Annotated in this window: 15 protein-coding genes and 1 other RNA gene; all 16 read left to right on the forward strand. The window is 60.2% G+C overall.

Annotation, left to right across the window (positions count from 1 at the left end; genetic code table 11):
- Positions 1 to 53 precede the first annotated feature (53 nt).
- The 16 genes from rsmI to ftsA all read left to right on the forward strand — a co-directional run bounded on the left by rsmI (position 54) and on the right by ftsA (position 17356).
- Complete coding sequence (gene rsmI / locus AD668_RS03990) at positions 54 to 959, forward strand: 16S rRNA (cytidine(1402)-2'-O)-methyltransferase (protein ID WP_172681781.1); 906 nt, start codon at positions 54 to 56, stop codon at positions 957 to 959.
- A 76-nt stretch (positions 960 to 1035) separates the two neighbouring features.
- An RNA gene (gene rnpB, locus AD668_RS06795) (RNase P RNA component class A) lies at positions 1036 to 1389 on the forward strand.
- Between the two features lie 436 nt (positions 1390 to 1825).
- Entirely contained in the window at positions 1826 to 2281 is a 456-nt protein-coding gene (gene mraZ / locus AD668_RS03995; RefSeq protein ID WP_053154948.1) for a division/cell wall cluster transcriptional repressor MraZ, read from the forward strand.
- Positions 2278 to 3225: a 16S rRNA (cytosine(1402)-N(4))-methyltransferase RsmH gene (gene rsmH / locus AD668_RS04000; RefSeq protein WP_053154950.1), complete on the forward strand. Its 948-nt coding sequence runs from the start codon at positions 2278 to 2280 to the stop codon at positions 3223 to 3225. Before mraZ ends, rsmH begins: the two co-directional genes overlap by 4 nt.
- A complete protein-coding gene (gene ftsL, locus AD668_RS04005; RefSeq protein ID WP_053154952.1) occupies positions 3222 to 3515 on the forward strand; it encodes a cell division protein FtsL in 294 nt (97 codons plus the stop codon). Before rsmH ends, ftsL begins: the two co-directional genes overlap by 4 nt.
- Positions 3515 to 5254 carry a penicillin-binding protein 2 gene (locus AD668_RS04010; protein ID WP_172681790.1) on the forward strand — a complete coding sequence of 580 codons (1740 nt, stop codon included), beginning with the start codon at positions 3515 to 3517 and terminating at the stop codon, positions 5252 to 5254. The genes ftsL and AD668_RS04010 overlap by 1 nt, the downstream gene beginning before the upstream one ends.
- A complete protein-coding gene (locus AD668_RS04015; protein ID WP_053154956.1) occupies positions 5254 to 6717 on the forward strand; it encodes a UDP-N-acetylmuramoyl-L-alanyl-D-glutamate--2,6-diaminopimelate ligase in 1464 nt (487 codons plus the stop codon). Before AD668_RS04010 ends, AD668_RS04015 begins: the two co-directional genes overlap by 1 nt.
- Positions 6710 to 8077, forward strand: coding sequence for a UDP-N-acetylmuramoyl-tripeptide--D-alanyl-D-alanine ligase (gene murF / locus AD668_RS04020; RefSeq protein ID WP_053154958.1), 1368 nt, complete (start codon positions 6710 to 6712; stop codon positions 8075 to 8077). The genes AD668_RS04015 and murF overlap by 8 nt, the downstream gene beginning before the upstream one ends.
- A complete protein-coding gene (gene mraY / locus AD668_RS04025; RefSeq protein ID WP_053154960.1) occupies positions 8077 to 9159 on the forward strand; it encodes a phospho-N-acetylmuramoyl-pentapeptide-transferase in 1083 nt (360 codons plus the stop codon). The genes murF and mraY overlap by 1 nt, the downstream gene beginning before the upstream one ends.
- 6 nt (positions 9160 to 9165) lie before the next feature.
- Positions 9166 to 10512 (forward strand): UDP-N-acetylmuramoyl-L-alanine--D-glutamate ligase, encoded by a 1347-nt coding sequence (gene murD / locus AD668_RS04030; RefSeq protein WP_053154962.1) that lies wholly within the window; start codon positions 9166 to 9168, stop codon positions 10510 to 10512.
- A complete protein-coding gene (ftsW, locus tag AD668_RS04035) occupies positions 10509 to 11726 on the forward strand; it encodes a putative lipid II flippase FtsW (RefSeq protein ID WP_053154964.1) in 1218 nt (405 codons plus the stop codon). Before murD ends, ftsW begins: the two co-directional genes overlap by 4 nt.
- On the forward strand, positions 11716 to 12786 hold the full coding sequence (gene murG / locus AD668_RS04040; protein WP_053154966.1) for an undecaprenyldiphospho-muramoylpentapeptide beta-N-acetylglucosaminyltransferase: 1071 nt from the start codon (positions 11716 to 11718) through the stop codon (positions 12784 to 12786). The genes ftsW and murG overlap by 11 nt, the downstream gene beginning before the upstream one ends.
- A complete protein-coding gene (gene murC, locus AD668_RS04045) occupies positions 12779 to 14239 on the forward strand; it encodes a UDP-N-acetylmuramate--L-alanine ligase (RefSeq protein WP_053154968.1) in 1461 nt (486 codons plus the stop codon). The genes murG and murC overlap by 8 nt, the downstream gene beginning before the upstream one ends.
- A complete protein-coding gene (locus AD668_RS04050) occupies positions 14236 to 15207 on the forward strand; it encodes a D-alanine--D-alanine ligase (protein WP_053154969.1) in 972 nt (323 codons plus the stop codon). Before murC ends, AD668_RS04050 begins: the two co-directional genes overlap by 4 nt.
- A 4-nt stretch (positions 15208 to 15211) precedes the next feature.
- Positions 15212 to 16081 (forward strand): cell division protein FtsQ/DivIB, encoded by an 870-nt coding sequence (locus tag AD668_RS04055; RefSeq protein WP_053154971.1) that lies wholly within the window; start codon positions 15212 to 15214, stop codon positions 16079 to 16081.
- Between the two features lie 15 nt (positions 16082 to 16096).
- A complete protein-coding gene (gene ftsA, locus AD668_RS04060) occupies positions 16097 to 17356 on the forward strand; it encodes a cell division protein FtsA (RefSeq protein WP_007972611.1) in 1260 nt (419 codons plus the stop codon).
- The last annotated feature ends 32 nt before the right edge of the window (positions 17357 to 17388 follow it).

Consider the following 17388-nt stretch of genomic DNA (forward strand, 5'->3'; position numbering starts at 1 on the left):
GTCTTTAAGGCGGTAACCGCTTGCGCGTATCGCGAGCGGCGCTACGCGCTACAATGGCGACTTTTACCGATCATGAGGTGTGCGCTTTGACTGCTCCAGGTGCTTTGAATTCCGCTGCTGGCTCGCTTTATGTGGTGGCGACGCCCATCGGCAACCTGGATGACATCAGTGCGCGGGCGCTGAAGATTCTGCGCGAAGTGGCGCTGATTGCCGCCGAGGATACCCGTCACTCCCAGCGGTTGATGCAACATTTCGGTATCTCGACGCCGCTCGCGGCCTGTCATGAGCACAACGAGCGGGATGAAGGCAGTCGCTTTATTACCCGTCTGCTCGCCGGTGACAACGTGGCATTGATCTCCGACGCCGGGACGCCGCTGATTTCCGATCCCGGTTACCACTTGGTGCGCCAGGCTCGCGCGGCAGGCATCAACGTGGTGCCGGTGCCTGGCGCCTGTGCCTTGATCGCCGCATTGTCGGCGGCGGGATTGCCCTCCGATCGCTTTATCTTCGAAGGATTCTTGCCGGCCAAGGCGGTAGGGCGCCGGGCACGCCTGGAACTTGTAAAGGAAGAGCCGCGCACACTGATCTTCTACGAAGCACCGCATCGCATTCTTGAATGTTTGCAGGACATGGAACTGGTGTTCGGCGCTGAACGCCCGGCATTGCTGGGTCGTGAGCTGACCAAGACCTTCGAAACGCTCAAGGGCTTGCCGCTGGGAGAGTTGCGTGAGTTCGTCGAGTCAGACAGTAATCAGCAGCGTGGCGAGTGTGTGGTGTTGGTGGCGGGCTGGACGGCGCCTGAGACGGAAGATGCGGTAAGCAGTGAAGCGATGCGCATCCTTGATCTGTTGCTCGAAGAAATGCCGCTCAAGCGCGCGGCGGCTTTGGCCGCGCAAATTACCGGCGAGCGCAAGAACGTGCTTTATCAAGTCGCACTGGAAAAACAGAAGGGCGAGTAAAAAACCGACGTGCAGGCGTGGCCATAGGCGCTTAACGCTTGTTCTTCGGGCGCTCTGCCGGTAACCTGCGCGGCGGAGAGTCGATCGGACAGTCGCTGCCCTCTATGAAAATTAGGGGGGGGAGGAAAGTCCGGGCTCCATAGGGCGAAGTGCCAGGTAATGCCTGGGAGGCGTGAGCCTACGGAAAGTGCCACAGAAAATAACCGCCTAAGCGCTTCGGCGCCGGTAAGGGTGAAAAGGTGCGGTAAGAGCGCACCGCACGTCTGGCAACAGTTCGTGGCTAGGTAAACCCCACTTGGAGCAAGACCAAATAGGGTCCCAAGGCGTGGCCCGCGCTGGGACCGGGTAGGTTGCTAAAGATGTCCAGTGATGGCCATCGTAGACGAATGACTGTTCAAGACAGAACCCGGCTTACAGATCGACTCTCCACCTTTTTTCTCTATTCTGCTTTACTCAATTAGGCAGAAGGTAAGTGATGGCACTTTAGCTCCTTTGCTGGCCGTCAGTAGACAGCTTCTGTGATATCCAGAAGCTGCAGTTTGTAACTCCTCGCCGTACTGATTTCCCTCGTCACACAATCGTCGGCAGAAGCACTTTTGTAATACCAAAAAAATCTTACTCTTAATAAATTACTTTAACTTCCGAGCGCAGCCGTCTGTGTTGCTTCAAGTTGTTGGGCGGATTCATCTGCCAAATTCTCGATACCCCCTCCTTCGTACTCCTAAATCTCAGTTCTGTAAGGGTTTTCCTTTGATCCGCGCCTTGACGGTGTGGTGGGCGCATTCCTATAGTGTGCGCAAGTGGCGGAAAGTGGCATAAAGTGGGTTTTTTAAACTCAAAACGCTAGAATTTGGAGAAACGCTGACGTGTTTCGCGGAGCCAACGCTATCAGTCTCGATGCCAAGGGTCGTCTCGCAATGCCGAGCCGGTACCGTGACGAGCTTGATTCGCGCAGTTCCGGTCAGTTGATCGTCACTATTGATGCCGTTGATCCATGTCTGTGTGTTTATCCCCTCGATGAGTGGGAAATTATTGAAACCAAACTGCGTGCACTGCCTTCGCTTCGCGAAGAGAACCGCCGCCTGCAACGTTTATTGATTGGTAATGCCGTCGACCTCGAGCTCGATGGCAGTGGTCGTTTTCTGGTTCCGCCGCGTCTTCGTGAATATGCCAAGTTGGATAAGCGCGCGATGTTGGTAGGCCAACTGAACAAGTTCCAATTATGGGACGAGGATGCCTGGGACGCGGTTTCTGCCGCTGACCTGGCTGCTATTCAACAACCGGGCGCGATGCCTGATGAACTGCGTGATTTGATCCTGTGACTATTGATAGCGGCTTTAACCACATCACCGTACTGCTTGACGAAGCCGTCGAGGCGCTCGCTGTACGTCCTGATGGCTGCTATCTGGACGGTACGTTCGGACGTGGCGGACACAGTCGGTTGATCCTCAGTCAGCTCGGCCCAGAGGGTCGGTTGCTCGGATTCGACAAGGATCCTCAAGCGATTGCCACCGGGCAGACGCTAGCGGCCGAAGACGGCCGCTTTGTCGTTGTGCAGCGCAGCTTTGCCGAGCTCGGTGCCGAGGTCGCAGCACGCGGGTTACATGGCAAGGTCAGCGGCATTTTGCTCGACCTCGGTGTGTCTTCGCCGCAGCTCGACGACCCTGAGCGTGGCTTCAGTTTTCTCAACGATGGCCCGCTGGACATGCGCATGGACCCGTCCCGCGGCATCAGCGCAGCCGAATTCGTCAACACCGCTCCGGCAGAAGAAATTGCCCGGGTGTTCAAGGAATACGGCGAAGAGCGTTTTTCCGGTCGCATGGCGCGAGCCGTGGCAGAGCGTCGCGACATCAAACCGTTCGAGCGCACCGCCGATCTGGCTGAAGTCCTGAAAGTCGCCAACCCGGCGTGGGAAAAGGGCAAGAACCCGGCCACTCGCGCTTTCCAGGGTTTGCGAATTCACGTCAACAACGAACTGGGTGATCTGGAAACCGGCCTCGAAGCCGCGCTGGATTGCCTGGAAGTGGGCGGACGCCTGGTAGTCATCAGCTTCCATTCGCTGGAAGACCGCATCGTCAAACTGTTCATGCGTAAGCTGGTAAAAGGCGAAGCCGACAACCTGCCGCGCAACCTGCCGGTTCGGCATGTAGCGTTCGAACCCAAAATCAAAGTCCATGGCAAAGCGCAGACGGCCTCCGACGCCGAACTCAAAGCCAATCCACGCTCCCGTAGCGCTGTCATGCGTGTGGCGGAGAAGCTGCGGTGAGCAGGCTTTTCGCCAAGCCACTGCCCGGCGGAAGCTTTTTCATGCTGCTGCTGTTTATCGGCGTGCTCGTGTCGGCCATCGGCGTGTCTTACAGCGCCCACTGGAATCGCCAGTTGTTGAATTCGCTATACAACGAGTTGAGTGTGCGCGACAAGGCGCAGGCCGAATGGGGCCGCTTGATTCTTGAGCAGAGTACCTGGACGGCCCACAGCCGCATCGAAGTGCTGGCTACCGAACAACTGAAAATGCGCATTCCCGGTGCGGCCGAAGTGCAGATGGTGGCGCCATGATGAAACTCGAAGGCGCACTCTTCCCTTGGCGATTCCGCCTGGTGCTGGGCTTGCTCGGCGTCATGGTGGCGGCGATTGCCTGGCGTATCATTGATTTGCAAGTGGTCGACCGTGCCTTCCTTAAGGGGCAGGGCGATGCGCGCAGTGTCCGCCACATTCCAATTCCGGCTCACCGTGGTCTGATCACCGACCGTAACGGCGAGCCTTTGGCCGTCAGTACCCCGGTCACCACGCTTTGGGCCAATGCCAAGGAAATGCAGACCGCCAAAGAGAAGTGGCCAGCACTTGCATCTGCCCTTGGACAGGATCCGAAAGCCCTGGCCGATCGTCTTGAGGCTCAGGCCAACAAAGAATTCATTTATCTGGTGCGAGGGCTGACGCCGGAGCAAGGCCAGGCTGTGCTCGATCTGAAAGTACCGGGTGTCTACGGCATTGAAGAGTTTCGCCGTTTCTATCCGGCCGGTGAAGTTACTGCGCACATGGTCGGATTTACCGATATTGACGATCACGGTCGCGAAGGGGTCGAGCTGGCCTATGACGAATGGCTGGCCGGGGTCCCCGGCAAGCGTCAAGTGATCAAGGACCGGCGCGGCCGGTTGATCAAGGATGTCCAGGTCACCAAAAACGCCAAGGCCGGTAAGCCCTTGGCGTTGTCCATTGACCTGCGCCTGCAATACCTGGCCAACCGCGAACTGCGCAACGCGATCATCGAGAACGGTGCCAAGGCTGGCAGTCTGGTGATCATGGATGTGAAGACCGGCGAGATCCTCGCCATGGTCAACCAGCCAACCTACAACCCGAACAACCGTCGCAACCTGCAACCGGCGATGATGCGTAACCGCGCGATGATCGACGTGTTCGAACCAGGTTCGACCATGAAGGCGATTTCCATGAGCGCCGCGATCGAAAGCGGGCGCTGGAAACCGACCGATACGGTCGAAGTTTATCCGGGCACTTTGCAGTTGGGTAAATACACCATTCGCGACGTATCGAAGACCGAAGGTCCGGTGCTCGACCTGACCGGCATTCTGATCAATTCCAGTAACGTCGGCATGAGCAAGGTCGCGTTCGACATCGGCGGTGAAACCATTTTCCGCCTGGCGCAGAAAGTCGGACTTGGTCAGGACACCGGCCTGGGCTTCCCGGGTGAGCGCGTCGGTAACCTGCCGAACTATCGCGAATGGCGCAAGGCCGAGACCGCCACGCTGTCCTACGGCTACGGTATTTCGGTGACCGCGATCCAACTGGTTCACGCCTTCTCGGCCCTGGCCAACAACGGCCGTCTCGCGCCGCTGACACTGATCAAAACCGACAACGCTCCGCAAACCACCCAGGTGTTGCCTGAAGCCGTCGCGAAAACCATGCAAACCATGCTGCAACAAGTGATCGAAGCGCCTCGCGGTGTATTCCGCGCGCAGGTGCCGGCGTATCACGTAGGTGGCAAGTCCGGTACTGCGCGTAAAACCTCGGTCGGTACCAAAGGCTACGCAGAAAACTCCTACCGCTCGCTGTTTGCCGGTTTCGGCCCGATGAGCGATCCCCGTTACGCCATCGTCGTGGTGATCGATGAACCGACCAAGGCCGGTTACTTCGGCGGCCTGGTATCGGCGCCGGTGTTCAGTCGCGTGATGTCCGGCACCTTGCGCCTGATGAACGTAACCCCCGACAACCTGCCACCTACTCAACAAGCGAACGCAACGCCGGTCGTTCCAGTGAAAGCCAATGGAGGGCGCGGCTGATGTCTTTAAGTCTGAACAAGATTTTCCCCCACGCCGGTCACGATCTGTTGATCCGTGAGTTGGCGCTCGACAGTCGCAATGTGCGCGCGGGTGACCTGTTCCTCGCAGTGCCGGGCGGCAAATTCGATGGTCGTGCACACATTGCCGACGCGCTTGCACGCGGGGCGGCTGCGGTGGCTTATGAAGTGGAAGGCGCCACGGTGCTGCCGATCACTGAGGTTCCGCTGATTCCGGTAAAAGGTCTGGCGGCTCAGCTGTCGGACATCGCCGGACGTTTTTATGGTGAGCCAAGCCATCACTTGAACATGGTTGGCGTGACCGGTACCAACGGCAAGACCAGCGTGACTCAACTGGTTGCCCAGGCACTGGACCTGCTTGGCCAGCACTGCGGCCTCGTCGGCACGTTGGGTTCCGGTTTCCACGGTGCCCTGGAAAGCGGCCTGCACACCACGCCGAATCCGATTGCCGTGCAAGCGACCCTGGCTGACCTGAAAAAGGCCGGCGCCAAAGCCGTCGCCATGGAAGTCTCTTCCCATGGTCTGGATCAGGGGCGAGTGACTGCTCTGGCCTTTGACGTCGCAGTGATGACCAACCTGTCCCGTGATCACCTGGATTATCACGGCACCATGCAGGCTTACGGCGAAGCCAAGGCCAAGCTGTTTGCCTGGAGCGAATTGAAATGCCGGGTGGTTAACCTGGATGACGAATTCGGCAGGCAACTCGCCGCCGACAAACGTGAATCGCGGTTGATCACGTATAGCCTCGAAGACTCCAGCGCCTACCTGTATTGCCGTGCGGCGCAGTTTGACGATGAAGGCGTGCGCGCCACGCTGGTCACGCCACAGGGCGAGCATCTTTTGCGCAGCACCTTGCTCGGTCGTTTCAACCTGAGCAACGTACTCGCTGCCGTCGGTGCCTTGCTCGGCCTGGATTACGCGCTGGACGAAATCCTCAAGGTACTGCCGAAACTCGAAGGCCCGGCCGGACGCATGCAGCGCCTGGGCGGTGGAACGCAACCGTTGGTCGTGGTCGACTACGCCCACACACCGGATGCGTTGGAGAAAGTGTTGCTGGCCTTGCGCCCTCACGCCAAGGGTCGTTTGCTGTGCCTGTTCGGCTGTGGCGGCGACCGGGATCGTGGCAAGCGCCCGCTGATGGCCGAAGTGGTCGAGCGTCTGGCGGATGGCGTACTGGTCACCGACGACAACCCGCGTACCGAAGACCCGGCATTGATCTTCGACGACATCCGCGCCGGTTTTACCGCTGTGGATAAAGTGACATTCGTAGCTGGCCGTGGCCAGGCGATTGCCCAGTTGGTCGCCGGCGCTTCGGCGGATGACGTGATCGTGCTGGCCGGCAAAGGTCACGAGGACTATCAGGAAATCAATGGCGAACGCCACGCTTTCTCCGATCTGGTCGAGGCTGATCATGCCCTGACCGCGTGGGAGGTGGCCCATGCTTAAAGCCTTGAAACTCAGCGAACTGTCTGGCGCGCTGAACGCTCGCCTGGTCGGCAGCGATGCCAGCTTCGACGGCGTCAGCATCGACAGTCGTGCGATCCAGCCGGGCCAGTTGTTCATTGCGCTGACCGGTCCACGCTTCGACGGTCATGACTATCTGAATGATGTCGCAGCCAAAGGCGCCGTGGCGGCATTGGTCGAGCGCGAAGTTGCCGACAGCACGCTGCCACAATTGCTGGTCGGGGACACTCGTGAGGCTTTGGGACAGCTCGGTGCGTTGAACCGTGCCGCATTTACGCAACCTGTTGCAGCCGTCACCGGCTCCAGCGGCAAGACCACGGTCAAGGAAATGCTGGCGAGCGTCCTGCGTACACGCGGAACGGTACTGGCAACCCGTGGCAATCTGAACAACGACCTCGGCGTTCCATTGACCCTGCTCGAACTGGCGCCGCAACACAGCGCTGCCGTGATCGAACTGGGTGCCTCGCGCCTGGGCGAAATTGCCTACACCGTCGGCATGACCAAACCGCACGTGGCCATTCTCAACAATGCCGGGACTGCCCACGTTGGCGAGTTCGGCGGCCCGGAAAAAATTGTTGAAGCCAAGGGCGAGATTATTGAGGGGCTGAGTGCCGATGGCGTCGCCATTCTCAATCTCGACGACAAGGCGTTTGGCATCTGGAAGGCGCGCGCCGGCGAGCGCAAAGTGCTGACCTTTGCGCTGAGCAATGTCAGCGCCGACTTTTACGCCAGTGACCTGGCCACGGATGCTCGTGGCTGCCCGTCATTCAACTTGCACAGCCCTGAAGGTGTGGAGCGTGTTCAATTGAATCTGCTCGGCACCCATAACGTCGCCAACGCCATGGCTGCTGCCGCCGCCGCCCATGCCTTGGGTGTGTCGCTGTTCGGCATCGCCACCGGGCTCGGCGCAGTGCAACCGGTCAAGGGTCGTACCGTCGCGCAGCTGGCCACCAATGGCATGCGCGTGATTGACGACACTTACAACGCGAACCCCACCTCCATGTGCGCCGCCGTTGATATACTGGCCGGCTTTTCCGGTCGCACCGTTCTGGTGCTCGGGGATATTGGCGAGTTGGGCGATTGGGCGCAGCAGGGGCATCGCGACGTGGGCGAGTACGCCCGTGGCAAGGTTTCTGCGCTGTACGCGGTCGGGCCAATGATGGTTCACGCCGTCAACGCTTTCGGTCCACAGGCTTTTCACTTCAGCACACAGGCTGAACTGATCGAGGCCCTTGGCGCCGAGCAAGATACAAACACCACCATTTTGATCAAGGGCTCGCGCAGCGCCGCGATGGAAAACATCGTTGCCGCTTTGTGCGGATCCAGTCTGGAGAAACATTAATGCTGCTGCTGCTAGCGGAGTATCTGCAACAGTTCTACAAAGGCTTCGCGGTCTTCCAGTACCTGACCCTGCGCGGGATTCTCGGTGTACTGACCGCGCTGGTTTTGTCGCTGTGCTATGGCCCGTGGATGATCCGCACCCTGCAGAACCGTCAGATCGGCCAGTCCGTGCGCAATGATGGTCCGCAATCGCACCTGTCCAAATCGGGCACCCCAACCATGGGTGGCGCGCTGATTCTGTCGTCCATCGGTGTCAGCACCCTGCTGTGGGCTGACCTGACCAACCGCTACGTCTGGGTCGTACTGCTGGTGACCTTGCTGTTTGGCGCCATCGGCTGGGTCGACGACTACCGAAAGGTGATCGAGAAGAACTCCCGTGGCCTGCCAAGCCGCTGGAAGTATTTCTGGCAATCGGTATTCGGTTTGGGCGCGGCGATCTTTCTGTATATGACTGCAGCCACACCGGTCGAGACGACGCTGATCCTGCCGATGCTCAAGGACCACAGCATTGCGCTGGGCGCCGGTTTCATCGTCCTGACCTATTTCGTGATTGTCGGTTCGAGCAACGCGGTCAACCTGACCGATGGCCTCGACGGCCTGGCAATCATGCCGACCGTGATGGTCGGTGGTGGCCTGGGCATTTTCTGCTACCTGTCCGGCAACGTGAAGTTCGCCGAGTACCTGTTGATTCCGTACGTGCCGGGCGCCGGCGAATTGATCGTGTTCTGCGGCGCACTGATCGGTGCAGGCCTGGGCTTCCTGTGGTTCAACACCTATCCGGCGCAAGTGTTCATGGGTGACGTCGGCGCACTGGCGCTGGGCGCGGCCCTGGGCACTATCGCGGTAATCGTCCGTCAGGAAATCGTCCTGTTCATCATGGGCGGCGTGTTCGTGATGGAGACCCTGTCAGTCGTCATTCAGGTTGCTTCCTTTAAGCTGACCGGTCGCCGTGTGTTCCGCATGGCACCGATTCACCACCACTTTGAACTCAAGGGCTGGCCTGAGCCGCGCGTGATCGTCCGTTTCTGGATCATCACCGTGATTCTCGTGCTGGTCGGCCTTGCCACCCTGAAGCTGAGGTAGAAACTCGTGTCTCTGATCGCTTCTGACCACTTCCGCATCGTTGTCGGCCTCGGCAAGAGCGGCATGTCCCTGGTTCGCTTCCTGGCGAACCGGGGCGTGGCGTTTGCCGTGGCCGATACGCGGGAGAATCCACCGGAACTGGCCACGCTCAAGCGTGACTATCCGCACGTGGAAGTGCGTTGTGGCGAGCTGGACGTCGAATTCCTGTGCCGTGCCGACGAGCTCTACGTGAGCCCGGGCCTGGCGCTGGCGACCCCGGCCCTGCAGGCCGCCGCCGCCCGTGGCGTGAAATTGTCCGGTGACATCGAGCTGTTCGCGCGTAACGCAAAGGCGCCGATCGTGGCCATCAGCGGTTCCAACGCAAAAAGCACCGTAACCACCCTGGTCGGCGAGATGGCGGCTGCGGCCGGCAAGCGTGTCGCCGTTGGCGGCAACCTCGGCACGCCAGCGCTGGATTTGCTCAGCGATGACATCGAGCTGTACGTGATGGAACTGTCGAGCTTCCAGCTCGAGACTACCGACCAACTCGGCGCTGAAGTGGCGACCGTGCTCAACGTCAGCGAAGACCACATGGATCGCTACAGCGGTCTGCCGGCCTATCACCTGGCCAAGCACCGGATCTTCCGCGGCGCCAAACAGTTCGTGGTCAACCGTCAGGACGCGCTGAGCCGTCCGCTGATGGGCGAGGGCCAGCCATGCTGGACCTTCGGTCTGAGCAAGCCCGATTTCAAGGCTTTCGGCATTCGTGAAGAAGACGGCGAGAAGTACCTGGCCTTCGAATTCGAGACCCTGATGCCGGTGCGCGAACTGAAGATTCGCGGCGCGCATAACCAGTCCAACGCATTGGCAGCCCTGGCCCTGGGCCATGCGGTCGGCCTGCCGTTCGATGCCATGCTGTCGAGCCTGCGCACCTTCGCCGGCCTTGAGCATCGCTGCCAGTGGGTCCGTGACCTCGACGGCGTGAGTTACTACAACGACTCCAAGGCGACCAACGTCGGCGCCGCACTGGCGGCCATCGAAGGCCTGGGCGCGGACATCGACGGCAAGCTCGTGCTGATCGCCGGTGGCGATGGCAAGGGTGCCGAGTTCAAGGACCTGCGTGATCCGGTTGCCGCCAACTGCCGTGCCGTGATCCTGATGGGCCGCGACTCAGACAAGATCGGCGAGGCCATTGGCGATGCCGTGCCGCTGATCCGCGTCGGTTCGCTGGTCGAAGCCGTCGAACAATGCCGTGCCGTTGCCCGGCCGGGCGATTCGGTGCTGCTGTCGCCGGCCTGCGCCAGTTTCGACATGTTCAAGAACTACGAAGACCGTGGTCACCAGTTCGTCCGTGCAGTGGAGGATCTGGCATGAGTCTGAAAAACATCATCAAGCCTTATCCATCGCCACTGATCACCGGGCGCGGTATCGACCTCGACTTCCCGATGCTCGCCGGTTGCCTGACGCTGCTCGGGCTGGGTTTGATCATGATTGCCTCCGCCTCCACTGAAGTGGCTGCGGTGCAATCGGGCAGCGCCCTGTATTACATGATTCGCCACCTTATTTACGTAGTGTTGGGTCTGGGTGCCTGCATCGTCACCATGATGATCCCGATCGCCACCTGGCAACGCCTGGGTTGGCTGATGCTGCTGGGTGCGTTCGGCTTGCTGATCATGGTGATCATTCCGGGGATCGGCCGCGAAGTGAACGGTTCGATGCGCTGGATCGGTTTCAGTTTCTTCAACGTTCAGCCTTCCGAGATCGCCAAGGTGTTCGTGGTGATCTACCTCGCCGGTTATCTGGTGCGTCGCCAGAAAGAAGTACGCGAAAGCTGGATGGGTTTTTTCAAGCCGTTCATCGTGCTGCTGCCCATGGCGGGCCTGTTGTTGATGGAGCCGGACTTCGGTGCCACCGTCGTGATGATGGGGGCTGCCGCGGCGATGCTGTTCCTCGGAGGGGTCGGGCTGTTCCGTTTTTCCCTGATGGTGGTGCTGGCTGTCGGTGCGGTGGTGGCATTGATTCAAATGCAGCCGTATCGAATGGCGCGCCTGACCAACTTTGCCGATCCATGGGCTGACCAGTTTGGCGCGGGCTATCAGTTGTCTCAGGCATTGATTGCGTTCGGTCGCGGCGAGTGGCTGGGCGTTGGCCTGGGCAACAGCGTGCAGAAACAGTTCTACCTGCCGGAAGCCCACACTGACTTCGTTTTCTCGGTATTGGCCGAAGAACTGGGGGCTGTGGGTTCGCTGTGCACCGTCGCGCTGTTCGTCTTTGTTTGTATTCGTGGCATGTACATCGGTCTGTGGGCCGAGAAGGCCAAGCAGTTTTTCGCTGCCTATGTTGCCTACGGTTTGTCGTTCCTGTGGATTGGTCAGTTCCTGATCAATATCGGTGTGAACGTCGGCCTGCTGCCGACTAAAGGTCTGACTCTGCCGTTCCTCAGCTATGGCGGCAGTTCGCTGGTGATTTGCTGTGCCTGTCTCGGCTTGTTACTGCGCATCGAGTGGGAGAGTCGAACCCACTTGGGCAGTGAGGAGATGGAGTTCCATGAGAGCGACTTCGCCGAGGAGCCGAACCATGGGCGCTAACGTCTTGATCATGGCGGGCGGCACCGGTGGCCACGTGTTCCCGGCGCTGGCCTGTGCCCGCGAATTCCAGGCCCGCGGTTACACCGTGCATTGGCTGGGTACACCGCGTGGCATTGAAAATGATCTGGTCCCGGCGGCCGGAATCGAATTGCATCGCATCAACGCCAGCGGCCTGCGTGGCAAGGGCAAGTTGTCCATGCTCAAGGCCCCGTTCATGTTGCTCAAGTCGGTCTGGCAGGCGCGGGCGATCATTCGTCAGCTGAAACCGGCCTGCGTGGTGGGTTTTGGTGGTTATGTGACCGGTCCCGGTGGTGTGGCTGCAAAACTGGCCGGCGTGCCGGTGATCGTTCATGAACAGAACGCCGTGGCCGGTACCGCCAATCGGTTGCTGGTGCCGTTGGCCGCCCGAGTCTGTGAAGCCTTCCCCGACACCTTTACCCTGTCGAACAGCCGCCGGACCACGGGTAATCCGGTGCGTACCGAGCTGTTCCTCGAAACTCCGCGACCTGCCCTGGCCGGTCGCAAGGCGCGTTTGCTGATCCTTGGCGGAAGCCTTGGCGCAGAGCCGTTGAACAAGTTGCTGCCTGAAGCCCTTTCGCAAGTCGCCGTCGACTTGCGCCCGGACGTGTTCCATCAGGCCGGCAAAAATCATGATGAAGTGACTGCAGAGCGCTATCGCGCGGCTGGCGTCGAGGCGCAAGTTCAGCCCTTCATCAAAGACATGGCCCAAGCCTATGGCTGGGCCGACCTGGTGGTATGCCGCGCAGGCGCGCTGACCATCAGTGAACTGGCTGCTGCCGGGCTGCCCTCGATGCTGGTGCCTTTGCCCCACGCGATCGATGATCACCAGACCCGCAACGCCGACTATTTGGCCCGTGAAGGCGCAGCCTTCCTGATGCCGCAAAGAACGACTGGCGCAGCGGATCTTGCCGCTCGCCTGACAGAGGTTTTGATGCAACCACAACGACTCAACGATATGGCGACCGCGGCCCGCCGCCTGGCCAAACCCGATGCCACCCGTAACGTGGTCGATACCTGCCTGGAGGTGGCCAATGGTTGAGAATCAGAAAGCCATGCCACAACCGGAAATGCGCCGCATCCGTCGTATCCACTTCGTCGGTATCGGCGGTGTGGGCATGTGCGGGATTGCCGAAGTGTTGCTCAACCTTGGCTATGAAGTGTCCGGTTCCGACCTGAAGGCTTCGCCGGTCACCGAGCGTCTGGAATCCTTCGGTGCACACATCTTCATCGGCCACCGTGCCGAGAATGCCGCCGCTGCCGATGTGCTGGTAGTGTCGAGCGCTGTGAACACGTCCAACCCGGAAGTTGCCACCGCACTGGAACGCCGTATTCCGGTGGTGCCGCGTGCAGAAATGCTGGCGGAGCTGATGCGCTACCGCCACGGTATTGCCGTCGCCGGCACCCACGGCAAAACCACCACCACCAGCCTGATCGCCTCGGTGTTCGCGGCCGGTGGACTGGACCCGACGTTCGTCATTGGTGGCCGTCTGAATGCAGCAGGCACCAATGCCCAGCTCGGTACCAGCCGTTACCTGATCGCCGAAGCCGACGAAAGTGACGCCAGTTTCCTGCACTTGCAGCCGCTGGTGGCCGTGGTCACCAATATCGACGCCGATCACATGGCGACTTACGACGGTGACTTCAACAAACTGAAGAAAACCTTCGTCGAGTTCCTGCACAACCTGCCGTTCTATGGTCTGGCCGTGGTGTGCCTGGACGATCCGGTCGTTCGTGAAATCCTGCCACTGGTCAAACGCCCGACGGTCACCTATGGCTTCGGTGAAGACTGCGACGTGCGCGCCATCAACGTGCGCCAGCAAGGCATGCAAACGTTCTTCACCGTGCTGCGTCCTGACCGCGAGCCGCTGGATGTATCGGTGAACATGCCGGGCAACCACAACGTGTTGAATTCGCTGGCGACCATCTGCATCGCCACCGACGAAGGCGTCAGCGATGAAGCCATCGTCCAGGGCCTGTCCGGGTTCCAGGGTGTCGGCCGACGCTTCCAGGTTTACGGCGAGCTGCCAGTGGATGGCGGCAGCGTAATGCTGGTCGATGACTACGGTCACCATCCGACCGAAGTCGCCGCCGTAATCAAGGCTGTGCGCGGTGGCTGGCCGGAGCGTCGCCTGGTGATGGTTTACCAGCCGCACCGCTACAGCCGCACCCGCGACCTGTACGACGATTTCGTCAATGTACTGGCCGATGCCAACGTGCTTCTGCTGATGGAAGTCTACCCGGCGGGCGAAGAACCGATTCCGGGCGCCGACAGCCGCAAACTGTGCAACAGCATCCGCCAGCGCGGCCAGCTCGATCCGATCTACATCGAGCGCGGTGTCGACCTCGCGCCAGTGGTCAAGCCGCTGTTGCGTGCCGGTGACATCCTGCTGTGCCAGGGCGCCGGTGATATCGGTGGTCTCGCACCGAAATTGTTGAAGAGTGAGTTGTTCGCCGGTGCAGTGGCTGCGCCGCAGAAGGGGAAGTTGAAATGACCGCAGCCTACGCCAACCTGGCCTCCACGATCGCGCCGAAAGACTTCGGCCGCGTCGCCGTGCTGTTCGGCGGCAAGAGTGCCGAACGCGAAGTGTCCCTGAAGTCGGGCAACGCTGTTCTCGATGCGTTGCAAAGCGCTGGTGTGGACGCATTCGGCCTCGATGTGGGTGATGACCTGCTGCAACGTCTGCTCAACGAAAAGATCGATCGCGCCTTCATTATTCTCCACGGTCGTGGCGGTGAAGACGGCAGCATGCAAGGCCTGCTTGAATGTCTGGGCATTCCCTACACCGGCAGCGGCATCCTCGCGTCGGCCCTGGCCATGGACAAGCTGCGCACCAAGCAGGTCTGGCACAGCCTGGGTATTCCCACGCCACGTCACGCAGTATTGAGCAGCGAGGCCGATTGTATTTCTGCTGCGACGGAACTGGGCTTCCCTTTGATCGTCAAACCGGCCCATGAAGGTTCAAGTATCGGTATGGCCAAAGTGAGTTCCGCGTCCGAATTGATCGACGCATGGAAAGCGGCCAGTACCTACGATTCGCAAGTGTTGGTCGAGCAATGGATCCATGGTCCGGAGTTCACCATCGCCACCCTGCGTGACCAGGTGTTGCCGCCAATCGCCCTGGGCACGACGCACAGTTTCTACGACTACGACGCCAAGTACATCGCCAACGATACCCAGTATCGCATTCCGTGCGGGCTGGACAGCGCCAAGGAAAAGGAACTCATGGACCTCACGGCGAAAGCCTGTGAAGCGTTGGGTATCGCCGGTTGGGGCAGGGCAGACGTGATGCAGGACGCCGACGGGCAGTTCTGGTTTTTGGAAGTCAACACCGCACCGGGCATGACCGATCACAGCCTGGTGCCGATGGCGGCCCGTGCCGCCGGTCTGGATTTCCAGCAACTGGTCCTGGCCATTCTGGCTGCCAGTGTTGCCGGTAACCAAGAGTCGAAAAGAGGTTAAGGCCATGCAAGGCGCTCAGCTCAGACATCAGCCCACCGCACCGACCGGCCGCAAGCCGGTGCCGCGGGGTGCCAGCCGTATGGTGGCTAAAGAGCCGATGTCTGCGCGCCTGCCGAAAGCCAACTTTGGTTTTCTCAAAGCGTTGTTCTGGCCAGTGCTGTTGGTCGCCCTGGGGTTTGGCACTTACGAAGGCGCGCAGCGTTTGCTGCCATACGCCGATCGGCCGATCACCAAGATCAACGTGCAGGGCGATTTGAGTTACATCAGCCAGCAAGCGGTGCAGCAACGAATCGCCCCGTTTGTGGCGTCGAGTTTTTTTACCATCGACCTGGCGAGCATGCGCACCGAGCTGGAAACGATGCCTTGGATTGCCCACGCGGAAGTACGTCGGGTGTGGCCGGATCAAGTAGTGATCCGCCTGGAAGAACAACTGCCGGTGGCCCGTTGGGGCGACGAGTCGCTGTTGAACAACCAGGGTCAGGCCTTCACTCCGCGCGAGCTGGCGAACTATGAACACCTGCCACAGTTGTTTGGCCCACAACGGGCTCAGCAGCAAGTGATGCAGCAATACCAGGTACTGAGCCAGATGCTCAGGCCGCTGGGCTTCTCGATTGCACGCCTTGAACTGCGTGATCGCGGCAGCTGGTTCCTGACTACAGGCCCCGGCAGTGCGGGCCCCGGGATCGAACTGCTGCTGGGACGCGGCAAACAGGTGGAAAAGATGCGCCGTTTCATCGCCATCTATGACAAGACGCTCAAAGAACAGATTACGAACATTGCGCGCATCGATCTGCGCTACGCCAACGGCCTTGCTGTTGGCTGGCGGGAACCTGTAGCGCCCACGGCAGCCCAACCCGCTGTCGCGAAGAATTAAGAAGAGGCAGGACCCATGGCAAACGTGCAAAGCGGCAAAATGATCGTCGGTCTCGATATCGGCACCTCCAAGGTGGTGGCGCTGGTGGGCGAGGTCGCGGACGACGGCACGCTGGAAATCGTCGGGATTGGTACTCATCCGTCCCGTGGCCTGAAAAAAGGCGTGGTGGTGAACATCGAATCCACCGTGCAATCGATCCAGCGCGCCATCGAAGAAGCACAGCTGATGGCGGGTTGCCGCATTCACTCGGCGTTCGTTGGCGTGGCCGGCAATCACATCCGCAGCCTGAACTCCCACGGCATCGTGGCAATTCGTGATCGCGAAGTCAGCTCCGCCGACCTTGAGCGCGTGCTCGACGCCGCCCAGGCCGTAGCGATCCCGGCTGACCAGCGCGTGTTGCACACCCTGCCGCAGGATTACGTGATCGATAACCAGGAAGGTGTCCGCGAGCCGCTGGGCATGTCCGGCGTGCGTCTGGAAGCCAAGGTCCACGTGGTCACCTGCGCCGTCAACGCTGCACAGAACATAGAAAAATGTGTGCGCCGCTGCGGTCTGGAAATCGACGACATCATTCTCGAACAACTGGCGTCCGCGTACTCGGTGCTGACCGATGACGAGAAAGAGCTGGGCGTGTGCCTGGTGGACATCGGCGGCGGCACTACCGACATCGCGATCTTCACCGAAGGCGCAATCCGTCACACCGCGGTGATCCCGATTGCCGGCGATCAGGTGACCAACGACATCGCGATGGCGCTGCGTACCCCAACCCAGTACGCCGAAGAAATCAAGATTCGCTACGCCTGCGCCCTGGCCAAACTGGCGGGTGCCGGTGAAACCATCAAGGTCCCAAGCGTTGGTGATCGTCCTCCGCGCGAGCTGTCCCGTCAGGCCCTGGCTGAAGTGGTCGAACCGCGTTACGACGAACTGTTCACCCTGATTCAGGCCGAGCTGCGTCGCAGCGGCTACGAAGACCTGATCCCGGCCGGCATCGTGCTGACCGGCGGTACCGCGAAGATGGAAGGCGCCACTGAACTGGCCGAAGAAATCTTCCACATGCCGGTCCGCCTGGGCGTGCCTCACGGCGTCAAAGGTCTCGATGACGTGGTTCGTAACCCGATTTACTCCACAGGCGTTGGCCTGTTGATGTATGGCCTGCAAAAACAGTCCGACGGCATTTCGTTCTCGGGCATCGGCAGCCGCGACAGCTACAGCAACGAAGAGCCGCAGGCTCCGCTGCTGGACCGCCTCAAGAAGTGGGTCCAGGGCAATTTCTAATGCTTTACCGCAATACCGTAATACCGAAGCAC

It is taken from the genome of Pseudomonas sp. P1.8, assembly GCF_001269805.1.
In the GTDB taxonomy this organism is placed as follows: domain Bacteria; phylum Pseudomonadota; class Gammaproteobacteria; order Pseudomonadales; family Pseudomonadaceae; genus Aquipseudomonas.

Coding starts and splice junctions, on each gene's coding strand:
- rsmI (WP_172681781.1), top strand. CDS start 54: ATGGCGACTTTTACCGATCATGAGGTGTGCGCTTTGACTGCTCCAGGT.
- AD668_RS04010 (WP_172681790.1), top strand. CDS start 3,515: ATGAAACTCGAAGGCGCACTCTTCCCTTGGCGATTCCGCCTGGTGCTG.
- AD668_RS04015 (WP_053154956.1), top strand. CDS start 5,254: ATGTCTTTAAGTCTGAACAAGATTTTCCCCCACGCCGGTCACGATCTG.
- murF (WP_053154958.1), top strand. CDS start 6,710: ATGCTTAAAGCCTTGAAACTCAGCGAACTGTCTGGCGCGCTGAACGCT.
- mraY (WP_053154960.1), top strand. CDS start 8,077: ATGCTGCTGCTGCTAGCGGAGTATCTGCAACAGTTCTACAAAGGCTTC.
- ftsW (WP_053154964.1), top strand. CDS start 10,509: ATGAGTCTGAAAAACATCATCAAGCCTTATCCATCGCCACTGATCACC.
- murG (WP_053154966.1), top strand. CDS start 11,716: ATGGGCGCTAACGTCTTGATCATGGCGGGCGGCACCGGTGGCCACGTG.
- murC (WP_053154968.1), top strand. CDS start 12,779: ATGGTTGAGAATCAGAAAGCCATGCCACAACCGGAAATGCGCCGCATC.
- AD668_RS04050 (WP_053154969.1), top strand. CDS start 14,236: ATGACCGCAGCCTACGCCAACCTGGCCTCCACGATCGCGCCGAAAGAC.
- AD668_RS04055 (WP_053154971.1), top strand. CDS start 15,212: ATGCAAGGCGCTCAGCTCAGACATCAGCCCACCGCACCGACCGGCCGC.
- ftsA (WP_007972611.1), top strand. CDS start 16,097: ATGGCAAACGTGCAAAGCGGCAAAATGATCGTCGGTCTCGATATCGGC.